The sequence below is a fragment of the Nonomuraea sp. NPDC050643 genome, from assembly GCF_040654715.1.
Classification (GTDB): Bacteria; Actinomycetota; Actinomycetes; order Streptosporangiales; family Streptosporangiaceae; genus Nonomuraea.
In genome coordinates this window covers 1-13213 of sequence record NZ_JBFAIM010000133.1, presented here as the reverse complement: position 1 = coordinate 13213, position 13213 = coordinate 1, and the positions used below count along the sequence as shown (strand labels likewise).

The following is a 13213-nucleotide window of genomic DNA, read 5'->3' as shown; positions in this document are numbered from 1 at the left end:
CCAGGCTGACCGGGCCGCGCAGCCGCGGCGCCCGGGCGCGGCCGAGGCGTTCGGGCAGCAGCCCGGCCCCGAGGTCGCGCCGGCCGCGCAGCCGGTACGCCAGCGCCGCCGACAGCCCGGCCGCCAGGAGCGACACCCCGAGCATCCACCAGCGTTCGTCCTGGTAGGCCCGGACCAGGTGGCCCCAGCCGATCGGGGACAGCCACGTCAGCCAGCGCTGCCCGGTGGCGTCGCCGGCGTAGCGCGTCACGTACGCGAGGGCGAGCGCGGACAGGCCGATCGTGGTGGCCGTACGGGCGTTTCGGGCGAGTTGCGCGGCGACGGCGGCGACGCCGGCGAACACCCAGCCCGCCAGCGTGACGGCGGCCCCGTAGGCCAGCGAGCCGATCGGCTCGAACCCGATCGCGATCAGCGCGGCGGCGGTCAGCGATCCGCCGGCCAGGCTGATCGCCCCCGCCGTCAGCAGCGCGGCGCTCAGCGGGGCGTGGCGGCCCACCACGGCCGAGCAGATGAGCTCGCCGCGGCCGGCGTCCTCCTCCCTGCGGGTGTGCCGGACGACCGACATGACCGCGGCGAACGCGCTCGCCACGTACAGGAACCCGCCGCTGCGCCAGGTGGCGAGCACGTCCAGGCGTGGTTCGGGGATGCCGCCGCCGAGCGCGGACAGGAAGGCGCTGCGGCGGATGGCGTCCAGGTAGGCGAGTTTCAGCTCGTCGGTGCCCATGGCGTTGGTGACGTAGGCGACCATCGTCAGGGCCAGGGTCACGATCAGCAGGATCCACCAGGGGGCGATGGCTCGTTCCCGGCGCAGCGCCAGGCGTACCAGCCGGCCGGTGCCGGTCATCGGGTCGCCTGCGCGTGCTCACCGTCGCCGGTGGGGGCGTAGTGCCGCAGGAACAGCTCCTCCAGGGTGGGCGGCCGGCTGACGAGGCCGCGTACCCCGGCGTCGGTGAGACGGCGCAGCACATCGTCCAGGGCGGTGGTGTCGACGTCGAACCGCACCCGGCCGCCCTCGGCGCGCAGGTCGTGCACGCCGGGCAGGCCGGCCAGCCCGTCCGCCGGCCCCGCGAGGTCGGCCTGGATGGAGGTGCGGGTGAGATGGCGCAGGCCGGCCAGGGTGCCGCTCTCGACCGCGCGGCCGTCCTTGATGATGGTCACCCGGTCGCACAGGGCCTCGACCTCGGCCAGGATGTGGCTGGACAGCAGCACCGTGCGGCCACGGTCGCGCTCCTCCCGGACGGCGTCGCGGAACACCTCCTCCATCAGGGGGTCCAGGCCGGAGGTGGGCTCGTCGAGGATGAGCAGTTCGACGTCGCAGGCCAGGGCGGCGATCAGGGCGACCTTCTGCCGGTTGCCCTTGGAGTAGGTGCGGCCCTTCTTGCGGGGGTCGAGGTCGAAGCGCTTCAGTAATGCTGCGCGGCGCCGCTCGTCGAGCCCGCCGCGCAGCCGTCCGAGCAGGTCGATCACCTCGCCGCCGGACAGGTGCGGCCACAGGGTGACGTCGCCGGGCACGTAGGCCAGCCTGCGGTGCAGGTCCGTCGCCTCCGCCCACGGGTCGCCGCCGAGCAGCCGGGCGGTGCCGGCGTCGGCGCGGAGCAGGCCGAGCAGGATCCGGATCGTGGTGCTCTTGCCCGCGCCGTTCGGCCCCAGGAAACCGTGGACCTCGCCGGTGCCCACGGTGAGGTCGAGGCCGTCGAGGGCGCGGGTCGCGCCGAAGCTCTTGACCAGGCCGGTCACCGCTATCGCGTCATGCATCAGGGTTCTCCTCGGTCGGACGGGGTTCGGTAGGACGGGGTGCGGCCCCGGCGCCTGTGCGGGTGGTGTCCAGGGCGTCGCGGTAGGCGGCGGCCTCGTCCGGGCTGAGCCAGGGGTGGGAGTAGAGGTCGAGCACGGTCAGGGCGAGCAGGTGGGCGCCCTCCTCGCCGGCGATGTCGGCGCCGAGCCCCCGGGACACGTGCTGGTGGAGGATCCCGACGGCCAGCGCCATCGCGGTGCCCACCGTCGCCCTGGCCTTGCGGCCGGTGAAGGGCGGGTCGTCGCGGCGCTCGTCGAGCCTCGCGAGCCAGTGCTCGCTCATCCGGACCATCGCGTCGAACACCGGCTCGGCCCGTCCCTCGGTCAGGGCGCGCGCCAGGTAGCGCTGGTAGGGGCCGAGGGCCGCCATGGCGGCGGCGACGTGGTTGACGCCGTCGGCGGGGGTGGCGGCGCCGGCCTCCTCGTTGATTCCGCTGATCAGTTTGACCAGGTACGCGTCGCACGCCTCGCGCAGCTCCTGTTTGGTCCCGAAGTGGTGGCGCAGCAGGCCCGGGGAGACGCCGGCGGTCTCGGCGATCGCCCGGGTGGTCGCGCCCTCGAAGCCGTGCTCCCCGAAATGCCGCAGGGCGGCGTCTCGGATCCGCGCGCGGGCGGTCAGGTCTTCAGGGTCGGGTCGTGGGGTCGTCACCGTTCCCCATCTCCTATCCAAGCGCATAGTGAGTTGTTCGCTTGGGAAGCATACTATGCGCTTGCATAGCCGGTACGGCAGGCGGGGGTGATCGGCGGAGCCGGACGGGCTAAGACCCGTGCCTGGCGAGCATCTTTCGGCAGGCCAGGCGGCCGGTGGAGGGGGAAGATCACCGTGAGGGCGAGCCCCGCGGCCACGATCGACCCCGCCCACAGCAGCAGGTACGGCGGCGGAAAGGCACTGCCGATCGGCGTACCGCCTTCGACGTGCGAGGCGACGGCGTAGACCGCCTGGAAAGCGAACAACTGGAGCGGGACGACGCCAAGCCGGCGGCACAGAGAGAACCGGCCCATGATGTCGTCACGGGCGAACCCCCGGCGCTCTTCGGCACGGGCGGCGGGCTCAGGCGGGTTCTTAGGCGGGTTCTTAGGCGGGGGTCAGGCGGCGGTCAGGCGGCGGTGCAGGAGCATGCCCGGCCACGTGCCCACCGTGAACGGGGCGGCGCGGGTGAAGCCGCAGCCTTCGTAGAAGGCCACCAGGCGTTCGTCGTCCCCGGCGTAGCAGTCGACCCGCAGCAGGTCCACGCCACGGGCCCGGGCCTCACCGGCGGCCCAGTCGAGCAGGGTGCGGCCGACGCCGTGGCCGGCGTGGCGGCGGTCGGTCACCAGGGCCTGGACGTACAGCTCCGGCTCGGTGGCGGGCGTGACGTAGTCGTGGGCGGCGCCGACGACGACGCAGCCGGCCGCCTGGCCGTCGCGTTCGGCGATGCGCATGCCGCCGCCCGCCAGCCAGTCGGCCACCTGCCGGGTACGCCGATCGTCACCGGTGAAGGGCCGCTCGCCCCACTGGCCGGTACGGCCCTGGGCGGCCAGCCAGGCCACGGCACTGTCGAACATGGACAGCACGACGGGCACGTCCCCGTCACGACCCTCACGTACGCGCATCAGGACTTTCCGCTCTTGCCGTTCAGGGCGCTGCCCTTCTTCCACTGGGAGAACGGCATCTGCCAGAATCCCCAGCCGTTGTTCCACTCCAGGGCGCGGTCGGTGCCGGTGATGTCGACGACGTCGCCGCGCTGGACGTTGTCGTAGAACCAGCGGGCCTGGTCGGGGCGGGCGTTGATGCAGCCGTGGCTGACGTTGCGCACGCCCTGGGCCCAGACGTTGTTCTTGGCGTGGACGTACTCGCCGGAGTTGGAGATGCGCACGGCGTGGTCGATCATGACGTCGTAGAAGCCGGGGTCGCCCTTCTTGCGGCCCGGCGAGATCATGCGGACGGGATTGCCGCGTTCCATGGTCAGGTGCACGCCGCTGGTGGTGGTGTATTCGCGGGTGGTGGCCATGCCGGCGCTGATGCGCATGGACTGGACGCGCTTGCCGTCCTTGTAGACGTACATCATGTGCTTGGCGGCGTCGACCTTGCTGATCTGCTTGGCGCCGATCTTGAGGCCGGCGGTGTAGTCCTTGACCCCGTACAGGCCCTTGCCGGCCTTGATGCCGGTGATGTTGGCGTTGAAGGTGACCTTCTGGTGGGCCGGCCAGTATTTGGCGGTGCGGTAGATGACGACGGTGTCGTTGATCCAGCGCCAGGCGCCCTGGACGGGCTTTTCCGCGTCGACCTCGAGGGCGCGCTCGATGGTGGCCTTGTTGGTGACGGGCTGGTTGAAGGTGACGATGATGGGGGCGCCGACCCCCAGGGTCTCGCCCTTGGCGTTGGGGGTGACGTCGGCGACCTGCAGGGCGCGCTCGGGCTTGGCGGTGGTGAAGGTGCTGGTGGCGGTCGTCGCGCCGGCCTTGGCCGAGACGTTGTAGCTGGTCGAGGGCTTCAGCGGCGTCTTGGACGTCCAGCGGGTCTTGTCGGTGTTGTACGCGCCGTCGACCTGCTCGCCGCCGGCCTCGACGGTGACGTCCTCGAGGGCGCCGCCGGCGGCGGTGACGACGACCTTCTTGTCGGGGCTGACCTTGCTCGTGCCCTCGGCGGGGGTGATCTTGACGGTGGGCGCTTGGGGAGTGGCCACGATCGTGCCCTCGGGCGTGTCGGGCCCGGGGCCCGCGGCGCCGCCACCTGAGCATGACGCCGTCAAGGCCGCCACGGCGAGCAGTGCGGCGGCGCTGGTGGGTCTCCTCCAAGCGTGCGCGATGTTCAAGATCGTCCTCTCCCCAAGGGCACCAAAAGGCACCTCAAAAACCTTAATGCTCCTGCATGTAAGACGCGGAATCATTTGGGAGAGTTCGGTCACATTTCCATCACTTGCCGCTGGTCACCGCCGGGTGAGGCGATGGGTGAGGCCGGTGTGCCGGCGGCCCGCCCCCTTGGTCCGTACGGCCTGCGCCAGCGCCCGCCGCGACCCCACGATCACCACGAGCCTCTTGGCCCGCGTGATGGCGGTGTAGAGCAGGTTGCGCTGCAGCATCATCCAGGCGCTCGTGGCCAGCGGGATCACCACGGCCGGATACTCGCTGCCCTGGGAACGGTGGATGGAGACGGCGTAGGCGTGGGCGAGCTCGTCGAGTTCGTCGAAGGCGTAGTCGACCGACTCCTCCTCGTCGGTCAGGACGGTCAGCTTCTGCTCGTCGGGCTGGATGGCGGTGACGATGCCCACGGTGCCGTTGAACACCCCCGCCGCGCCCTTGTCGTAGTTGTTGCGCAACTGGGTGACCTTGTCGCCGACGCGGAAGACCCGCCCGCCGGAGCGGCGTTCCGGCATGCCTTCCCGCGCGGGGGTCAGGGCCTCCTGCAGGGCGGAGTTGAGCGCGCCCGCGCCGGCCGCCCCCCGGTGCATGGGCGCCAGCACCTGGACGTCGCGGCGCGGATCGAGACGGAACTTGCGCGGGATGCGGCGGGCGACGACGTCGACGGTCAGGGCGGCGATCTCCTCCGGCTCCTCGCAGGGGAACAGGAAGAAGTCCCGCATGCCCTCCAGGACGGGGTGACGGCCGGTGTTGACCCGGTGGGCGTTGACGACGACACCGGACTCCTGGGCCTGGCGGAAGATCTGCGTCAGCCGTACGCGGGGGATGTCGCCGGCGCCCAGCAGGTCTTTGAGCACCTCGCCCGCGCCGACGGACGGCAACTGGTCGACGTCGCCGACGAACAGCAGGTGAGCGCCCGGCGCCACCGCCTTGACGAGCTTGTTGGCCAGCAGCAGGTCCAGCATGGACGCCTCGTCGACGACGACCAGATCGGCGTCGAGCGGGTTGTCGCGGTCGAAGGTGGCCTCACCGCCGGGCCGCAACTGCAGCAGCCGGTGCACCGTGGTGGCCTCGTGACCGGTCAGCTCCGCCAGGCGCTTGGCGGCCCGGCCGGTCGGGGCGGCCAGGATGACCTTGGCGCGCTTGGCGCGGGCCAGCAGCACGATCGAGCGCACGGTGAAGCTCTTGCCGCAACCGGGACCGCCGGTCAGCACGGCGACCTTCTCCGTCAGGGCCAGGCGGACGGCCTGACGCTGCTCGGCGGCCAGCTCCGCGCCGGTCTGGCCGTGCAGCCAGCCCTCGGCGCGCTCCCAGTCGACGTCGGCGAACGCCTTGAGCCGGTCGTGGCCGTTGCCGAGCAGCGACAGCAGGCCGGAGGCGAGCGACATCTCGGCGCGGTGGAAGGGCGGCAGATAGACCGCCGGTACGACGTTCTCTCCGGCGGGGATCTCCTCGCGCACGACGCCCTCGGCCGTGACGAGCTCCTCCAGGCAGGCCGAGACCAGGTCGGCGGGCACCTCGAGGATCTTGACCGCGTCGCCCACGAGGTTGGGGGCCGGCAGATAGCAGTGGCCGTCGTCGGCCGCCTGCGACAGCGTGTACCGCAGGCCCGCCTTGACGCGCTCGGGACTGTCGTGGGGGATGCCGACGGCCTGGGCGATGGTGTCGGCCGTCTTGAAGCCGATCCCCCACACGTCGTCGGCGAGCTTGTACGGCTGGGTCCGGACGACGGAGATGGAGGTGTCGCCGTACTGCTTGAAGATGCGCACCGCGATGGACGTGGACACGCCGACCCCCTGCAAGAAGATCATCACCTCCTTGATGATCTTCTGCTCCTCCCAGGCGGCGGCGATCATCTTCGTGCGCTTGGGACCGAGCCCCGGCACCTCGACCAGGCGTTCGGGCCGCTGCTCGATGACGTCGAGGGTGTCGGTGCCGAAATGGTCGACGATGCGCTCGGCCATCTTCGGCCCGATCCCCTTGATCAGCCCGGAGCCGAGGTAGCGGCGGATGCCCTGCACGGTGGCGGGCAGCACGGTGGTGTAGGACCACACCTCGAACTGCCGGCCGTAGCGGGGATGGGAGGACCAGCGGCCCTGCAACCGCAGCGACTCCCCGACCTGCGCGCCGAGCAGCGGCCCGACGACGGTGAGCAACTCCGAACCACCACGCTCGGTGGCCACCCGGGCGATGGTGTAGCCGGTCTCCTCATTGGCGTAGGTGACGCGTTCGAGCACCGCATCGAGAGACGAAACCTGTGAACCATCCGCGCCCGGCTTCACGCAAACCCCTCTCCCGCCTGCTTTCCGTCGCAAGAGTAGAGCAGCATCGCCGAGCCGCAGAGCGGGCCGATGCACGGGCCCACCGAGACCCCCTCCCCCGGGAAAGCCGCCCGCGCCGCACACCGCCACGCCGCACGTCGCCGCACCCGCCGGGCGCCGTCGCCCGACAAAGCGGTGGCCGCGCGGGCCCGGGGCCGCATACGTTCGCCTCCATGGTTGACGCAATGTTCGGGCATCCGCGCCTGGCCGCCATCTACGACCCGCTCGATCCGGACCGCGGCGATCTCGACGCGTATCTCGCGATGGCGCGGGAGTTCGGCGCGCGGTCCGTGCTGGACATCGGGTGCGGCACGGGCGTGTTCGCGCTGCTGCTCGCCGAGCGCGGGATGACGGTCACCGGGATCGATCCCGCGCGGGCCTCCGTCGACGTCGCGCGGGGCAAGCCGGGCGCGGAGCGGGTGCGCTGGCTCGACGGCGACGCGGGAGACCTGCCGCCCCTGCGGATCGACCTGGTGACGATGACCGGGAACGTCGCCCAGGCGATCGCCGATCCGCAGGCATGGCGCACCACGCTGCGCGGCGCGTACGAGGCGCTGCGGCCCGGCGGCCGGCTCGTCTTCGAGACGCGCGATCCGGCGCGGCGCGTGTGGGAGGAGTGGGCGGCGTGGACACGCGAGACCACCTACCGCGTGACGGACATCCCGGGCGTCGGCCGCGTCGAGACCTGGGCCGAGCTGACGGACGTGAGCCTGCCGCTGGTGAGCTTCCGGGGCACGCACGTGTTCGCCGCGGACGGGGACGTGCTGACCTCGGATTCGACACTTCGCTTCCGCGACCGTGAGGAGATCGAGCGGGACCTGCACGAGCACGGCTTCGTCGTCGAGGACGTACGCGACGCACCCGACCGGCCGGGCGGCGAATTCGTGTTCGTGGCACGGCGCGATTGTGCCGACACTCCCTGACCGGCCCACGCCGATTTCCTGGACCCGGCTGAAAATTCCGCATTTTCACGCGCCGGGATGAGCCGTCCGGGTTGCGCTGCCGCCGGTGCCGCAAAAGCCGGTGCGTGCGCCATCTGCCCTGCACACACGCGGAGCCGCCCCAGGAGCCTCGGGTGGGGAAATGGGGCCTGCGCCCGGCTGGAAATTCGTGTCAAAATCATGGGTGTTCTGGATCATGTTCACGGCACTGGAAAAGGAAACGCGGAAATTCCTGCTGAAGGGAGCATGAAATGACCGGACGGCGAGTGCGGATCGCGGCGCTTGCGATGGGCCTGACCGGTGCGCTCGCGCTGCCGGGCGGCCTCGCCCAGGCCGCCTCCGCCCGCACGTACATCACCGCCTACCAAGGCCCCTTCACCGAAGAAGCCCCCTGCAACCTTTACAGCTTCCACACCCACAGCCCGCCAGACGTCTACGCCTCGGCCTGCTTCTACACCGTGAGCGGCATTCCCGGCTACGATCCGCGCCCGGGCTGGTGGTTCCAGTACCGGTACTCCATCGACTGAGAACCCGGCGGGCAGGCCGGGACCGCCATGACGCGCCGGGTGCGGCCGTCGGACGGGCCCGCGGCCGGAGGGTAGATCGAAATTTTACCGAAGCCGATAGGTCGCGGCTCATTGGGGTAGTCGGAGGTCCTCCGAGAACGCACATGGAGGACATGCGATATGGGCTGGAGCTACCGAAAGTCGATCAAGTTCGGCCCGTTCCGGCTGAACCTGTCCCGCCGCGGCGTGGGGCACAGCTGGGGCAACCGGCTGTTCCGGGTGACCCGTACGGCAGACGGCCGACGTACGCTGTCGGTCAACCTGCCCGGCGGCTTCCACTGGCGCAAGACCCTCGGCAGCGCGGACCGCTCACGCTGACCGCCCAAGACGGCCGCCCAAGACGGCCGCCGACGACGCGGGCCGGAGACGGGAACGTCTCCGGCCCGTTCGTTTCGTCCCCGTAGGGCGCCACACCGCCACAGGGCTCGCGCGCCGGCCCCGCCGTCGCGCACACTTCCGGCAGGGGACGACCTCGGGAGGCGCGATGCCCGCACGCCTGACCATCCTGCTGGCGGCGGCACTGCTGGCCGCCCCCCGCTGCGCCGGCGCACCCGCCCCGCCCTCCCCGCCCGCCCACGCGCGACCCACGGCCGGCCCCTCCGGCTGCGCCGACCCGCGACCGCTCGCACCCGGCCGCCACACGATCACCTTCGGCGGCCTCGAACGCACCTTCCTGCTGGCGGCGCCCGACGGCGACGGCCCCCACCCCGTCGTCCTCGACCTGCACGGCCTCAACTCCACCGCCGCCCGCCAGGCCATCTACAGCCGCCTGCCCGAAGCCGGGCCGCCGCGCGGCTACATCGTGGCCACCCCGCAGGCCGCCCAGGGCCGCATGGGCTGGACCCTGCCCCACACCGGCGGCCCCGACGACACCGGATTCCTGGCCGCGCTGCTGGACCACCTCGAACACCGGATGTGCGTCGACCCCCGCCGCGCGTTCGCCGCCGGCATGTCCTTCGGCGCCGGCATGGCCGCCGGGCTGATCTGCGCCCTCGACGGCCGCCTGGCCGGCGTCGCCGCCGTCGCGGGGCTCAACATCGTGCGGCCCTGTCCCGGTGCCCGGCCCACCACCATCGTCGCCTTCCACGGCACCGCCGACCGCATCGTCCCCTACACCGGCGGCCACCCCTTCCAGGACGCCACCGGCGACCTGCGCGGCCTGGCCGACCTCGTCACCCTCGCCCCGGTCGAGCGGGCCGCGCGCGGCTGGGCCGAACTGCTCGGCTGCTCCGGGCGCACGGCGGGCCGGCTGTCCGGCCAGGTACGCGTCCAGGACTGGAAATCCTGCCCTCGGGGCACCACACTGCGCCTGTACACGATCGACGGCGGCGGCCACACCTGGCCCGGCTCCCTCGACGTCCCCCGGCTCGGCGGCACCACCCGCGACCTGGACGCCACCGCCGCCATCCTCGACACCTTCGACCAGGCCCCCTCCCGATGACCAGACCAGCCAGGGGAGAACCGACATGACCGACGAGGTACGCCTCACGCTCGAAGCCGTCCCCCGCACCGGCCTGACCCCGCAGCGGCTGCGCCAGGCGGTCGCCGGCCACCCCGACGCGCTGGCGGCCCTCGAGGTCGCCGACCCCGCCCGGCTCACCGTCGCCTTCGCGCCCGGCCTCGGCCACGACCCCGGCGAGAACGCCCCGTTCCAGGCCACCGTGTTCGACCCGGCCGGCAACCGCTCCATCGAACTGCGCGGCACCCTCGACCGGCCCGAACGCGCCGAACTGCGGCCCAGCGCCCACCGCCCGCAGCCCAGCCGCGAAGAACTCGTCGCCGCCGCCGCGATCCTGCGCGCCGACCGCCGCTTCCCCACCGGGGACGACGTCGTCGTCTACCGCCCCATGCCGCCCCTGGCCGACACCGAGAACCCCGACGGCACCACCGTGCGCCGCGTGACCCTCGGCCTGTACACCCCGAGCGAGCCCACCGGCCTGCACCACCGCATCGTGGCCGTCGACCTTTCCGGCCGCCGGGTCGACTGGACACCCGCCGGCGTCAACGTGCGCATGCACCACGACTGCGAGCGCAGCGTCCCCGACGGCATCGACGCCCTCGCCGACCGCGGCGGCCCCGACCAGGTACGCCTGCGCGTCCACCGCGGCACCACCGAACTGTGGAACCTGCTCGTCGTACGCCCGCGCGCCTCGGCCCCGCAGAACCCCGGCATGGGCGGCGGCGTCGAACTGCGCCAGGTCCGCTACCGCGGCCGGCTCGTGCTGCGCCAGGCGCACGTGCCCATCCTCAACGTCGAATTCGCCGCCACCGCCAACCCCATGACGTGCCTCGTCCACCGCCACCACGCCTACTGGCGGCTCGACTTCGACATCGAGGGCGCCGGCAACGACGTCATCGAGCAGATCGACGACACCGGCTCGCTCATCCCCGAACCGGTGCCGATCATCCGCGAGACCTCCCGCAGGCGCCGCCACCCCGCCCGCTACTGGCAGGTACGCGACAAGTCCTCCGGCCGCGGCTACCAGATCCACCCGGGCCCGTACGACGGCGCCGCCGACGCCTACGGGGTGTCGGACCTGTGGTTCCTGCGCCACCACCCGCGCGAGCTCGACGACGGCAACCCCGGCCCGCGCGACCGCGCCGCGCTCGACCGCTTCCTCAACGGCGAGAACCTCAACGGCGCCAACGTCGTCGTCTGGTACGCCGGCCACCACTCCCACGACCAGGCCCACCCGCAGCCCCATCAGGGCGAGCTGATCGGGCCGCGGCTGGTGCTCGTTTAGCGACTACTCTTGTCGCTCATGACGCAGGTGGGACAACCGACGGCGCGCGCCCTGCTGCGCAGACTGGCCGTCGAACAGGCCGAGTGCAGGGTGCCGTCGCTGACGGCGGCGATCGTCCGCGACGGGCGGCTCGCGTGGTTCGGCGCACGCGGCCGCATCGACGGGCCCGCGGGACCGCAGGCTCCGACCGCCGCCACCCAATACCGCCTCGGCTCGATCACCAAGAGCATGGTCGCCGTCGTCGTCATGCGGCTGCGCGACGAGGGCGAGCTGACCCTCAACGACCCCCTCGAACGGCACCTGCCCGGCACCCGGCTGGGCCACCTCACCATCGCCCACCTGCTGTCGCACACCGCCGGGGTGACCGCCGAACCGCCCACCCCCTGGTGGGAGCGCACCCCCGGCGTCCCCGCCGCCGACCTGCTCGACCGGCTCGGCCCCGGCGAGCTCAAACACCGGCCCGGGCGGCGCTTCCACTACTCCAACGTCGGCTTCGCCGTGCTCGGCGAGCTCGTCGGCCGCCTGCGCGGCACCACCTGGCTCAAGGCGCTGCGCGCCGAGGTGCTCGACCCGCTCGGCATGAACGACACCACCCCCCGCCCCCGCCCGCCCCACGCCACCGGCTACGCCGTGCACCCGTGGGCCGACGTGGTGCTGACCGAGCCCGAGCACGACGCCGACGCCATGGGCCCGGCCGGGCAGCTCTGGTCCACCCCCGCCGACCTGGCCCGATGGGCGGCCTTCCTCGGCGGCGACACCGGCGGCGTGCTCTGCCCCGACACCCTCGCCGAGATGCGCGAACCGGCCGGCGTCGACGACGGCGACACCTGGACCTCCGGATTCGGGCTCGGCCTGCAGCTCGCCCGGGCACGCGGGCGCCGCCTGGCCGGGCACACCGGATCCATGCCCGGCTTCCTGGCCACCGTGTGGGCCGAGCCCGGCGACGGAGCCGGCGTGCTGTTCATGGCCAACACCACCTCCGGGATGAGCGGCACCCTCCTGTACGACCTGCTCGACATCCTCGACGAGCACGAACCGCGCCTGCCCGACGAATGGCGGCCCGCGGCGGCCGACCCGGACCTGCTCGCGCTGACCGGGGTGTGGCACTGGGGGCCCAAACCGTACGCGCTGCGGCTGCTGCCCGAGCGGGGGCTGTCGCTGGAGCCGGTCGGCGGCGCCGGACGGGCCTCACGGTTCGTGCCGCAGGACGACGGGACCTGGCTGGGCCTGGACGGCTACTACGCCGGGGAGACCCTGCGGGTGGCGCCCGACCACCTCGACCTCAACACCTTCGTCTTCACCCGCGAACCCTACGACCCGGCCGCGCCGGTGCCGGGCGGGGTCACCGGCTGGCACGCCTGAGCGCCCGTCCCGGCCCGATCACACCGCCCGTCACACCGCCCGTCACACGCCGCTCATGACGGTGCCGGCCAGGTCGGCCGCCGCCCCGGGCGGCAGGGCGCCGTGCAGCAGCTCCACCCGGTGCACCAGCCGGGGCGCGGCCAGCGGCACCCCGCACGCGGAGGCGGGCAGGGCGGAGGCGGGCAGCAGCGTCAGGCCGTGACCGGCCTCGACCAGGTTGAGCACCGTGTGCACGTCATCGCCCTGATAGTCCACCCCCGCCGGGAAACCCTCGCCCACCAGATCCCGCAGCCGCTCCAGCGGGCACAGCGGCGTCTGCAGCCAGCGCGCGTCCACCAGGTCGGCCAGCCGCAGCGCCGCCCGCCCGGCCAGCGGATGACCGGCCGGCAGGGCCACCACCAGGTCCTCCTCGCTCACGCCGACGGTCGTCATCGGCCCGGCGTCCGGCAGGCGCAGCGGATCGCTCGGCGCGGCGACACCGTCGGCCAGCCCCAGATCGGCCCGCCCCTCGGCGACCGTCGCCAGGACCTGATCACGGCCGCACGTGCGCAGGCTCAGCTCCAGGCGCGGCCACCGGGCCCGCGCCAGCGCCAGCCGGGCCGCCAGGACCGGGTTGACGGCCAGCGGGGTGGCGGCCAGCCGCA

General features: G+C 72.8%; 12 protein-coding genes and 1 pseudogene. 6 read left to right on the top strand and 7 right to left on the bottom strand.

What is annotated here, in order from left to right:
* The 6 genes and pseudogenes from AB0I15_RS65845 to AB0I15_RS65820 form a co-directional block, all read right to left on the bottom strand.
* Nucleotides 1-844: pseudogene (locus AB0I15_RS65845) on the bottom strand (polyketide antibiotic transporter); the annotation flags it as partial.
* Nucleotides 841-1755 (bottom strand): ABC transporter ATP-binding protein, encoded by a 915-nt coding sequence (locus AB0I15_RS65840; protein ID WP_358120715.1) that lies wholly within the window; start codon nt 1753-1755, stop codon nt 841-843. The pseudogene AB0I15_RS65845 and the gene AB0I15_RS65840, both read right to left, overlap by 4 nt.
* Nucleotides 1748-2443: a TetR/AcrR family transcriptional regulator gene (locus AB0I15_RS65835; protein ID WP_358120713.1), complete on the bottom strand. Its 696-nt coding sequence runs from the start codon at nt 2441-2443 to the stop codon at nt 1748-1750. Before AB0I15_RS65835 ends, AB0I15_RS65840 begins: the two co-directional genes overlap by 8 nt.
* A gap of 437 nt (nt 2444-2880) precedes the next feature.
* Nucleotides 2881-3387, bottom strand: a complete 507-nt coding sequence (locus AB0I15_RS65830) for a GNAT family N-acetyltransferase (protein ID WP_358120710.1) — start codon at nt 3385-3387, stop codon at nt 2881-2883.
* Nucleotides 3387-4589, bottom strand: a complete 1203-nt coding sequence (locus AB0I15_RS65825) for an Ig-like domain-containing protein (RefSeq protein ID WP_358120708.1) — start codon at nt 4587-4589, stop codon at nt 3387-3389. Before AB0I15_RS65825 ends, AB0I15_RS65830 begins: the two co-directional genes overlap by 1 nt.
* A 114-nt stretch (nt 4590-4703) precedes the next feature.
* Entirely contained in the window at nt 4704-6917 is a 2214-nt protein-coding gene (locus AB0I15_RS65820; protein WP_358120705.1) for an ATP-dependent RecD-like DNA helicase, read from the bottom strand.
* Nucleotides 6918-7129: 212 nt separating this feature from the next.
* Between AB0I15_RS65820 and AB0I15_RS65815 the strand changes: the two genes are divergently transcribed.
* The 6 genes from AB0I15_RS65815 to AB0I15_RS65790 all read left to right on the top strand — a co-directional run bounded on the left by AB0I15_RS65815 (nt 7130) and on the right by AB0I15_RS65790 (nt 12569).
* On the top strand, nt 7130-7879 hold the full coding sequence (locus tag AB0I15_RS65815) for a class I SAM-dependent methyltransferase (RefSeq protein WP_358120702.1): 750 nt from the start codon (nt 7130-7132) through the stop codon (nt 7877-7879).
* Nucleotides 7880-8148: 269 nt separating this feature from the next.
* On the top strand, nt 8149-8424 hold the full coding sequence (locus tag AB0I15_RS65810) for a hypothetical protein (RefSeq protein WP_358120699.1): 276 nt from the start codon (nt 8149-8151) through the stop codon (nt 8422-8424).
* 159 nt (nt 8425-8583) lie between these two features.
* Complete coding sequence (locus tag AB0I15_RS65805) at nt 8584-8781, top strand: DUF4236 domain-containing protein (RefSeq protein WP_358120697.1); 198 nt, start codon at nt 8584-8586, stop codon at nt 8779-8781.
* A gap of 166 nt (nt 8782-8947) precedes the next feature.
* Nucleotides 8948-9904 (top strand): hypothetical protein, encoded by a 957-nt coding sequence (locus tag AB0I15_RS65800; protein WP_358120695.1) that lies wholly within the window; start codon nt 8948-8950, stop codon nt 9902-9904.
* 25 nt (nt 9905-9929) lie between these two features.
* Nucleotides 9930-11207, top strand: a complete 1278-nt coding sequence (locus tag AB0I15_RS65795; protein WP_358120692.1) for a hypothetical protein — start codon at nt 9930-9932, stop codon at nt 11205-11207.
* A gap of 18 nt (nt 11208-11225) precedes the next feature.
* A complete protein-coding gene (locus tag AB0I15_RS65790; RefSeq protein WP_358120688.1) occupies nt 11226-12569 on the top strand; it encodes a serine hydrolase domain-containing protein in 1344 nt (447 codons plus the stop codon).
* A 42-nt stretch (nt 12570-12611) separates the two neighbouring features.
* Here the strand turns inward: AB0I15_RS65790 and AB0I15_RS65785 are convergent.
* A partial coding sequence (locus tag AB0I15_RS65785; RefSeq protein WP_358120686.1) for a LysR family transcriptional regulator substrate-binding protein occupies nt 12612-13213 on the bottom strand: 602 nt, incomplete at its 5' end.

Bases quoted from the DNA above. Each gene is read 5' to 3' on its own strand.
- AB0I15_RS65795 (WP_358120692.1), top strand. From the start codon at position 9,930: ATGACCGACGAGGTACGCCTCACGCTCGAAGCCGTCCCCCGCACCGGC.
- AB0I15_RS65810 (WP_358120699.1), top strand. From the start codon at position 8,149: ATGACCGGACGGCGAGTGCGGATCGCGGCGCTTGCGATGGGCCTGACC.
- AB0I15_RS65800 (WP_358120695.1), top strand. From the start codon at position 8,948: ATGCCCGCACGCCTGACCATCCTGCTGGCGGCGGCACTGCTGGCCGCC.
- AB0I15_RS65840 (WP_358120715.1), bottom strand. From the start codon at position 1,755: ATGCATGACGCGATAGCGGTGACCGGCCTGGTCAAGAGCTTCGGCGCG.
- AB0I15_RS65805 (WP_358120697.1), top strand. From the start codon at position 8,584: ATGGGCTGGAGCTACCGAAAGTCGATCAAGTTCGGCCCGTTCCGGCTG.
- AB0I15_RS65830 (WP_358120710.1), bottom strand. From the start codon at position 3,387: ATGCGCGTACGTGAGGGTCGTGACGGGGACGTGCCCGTCGTGCTGTCC.
- AB0I15_RS65815 (WP_358120702.1), top strand. From the start codon at position 7,130: ATGGTTGACGCAATGTTCGGGCATCCGCGCCTGGCCGCCATCTACGAC.
- AB0I15_RS65790 (WP_358120688.1), top strand. From the start codon at position 11,226: ATGACGCAGGTGGGACAACCGACGGCGCGCGCCCTGCTGCGCAGACTG.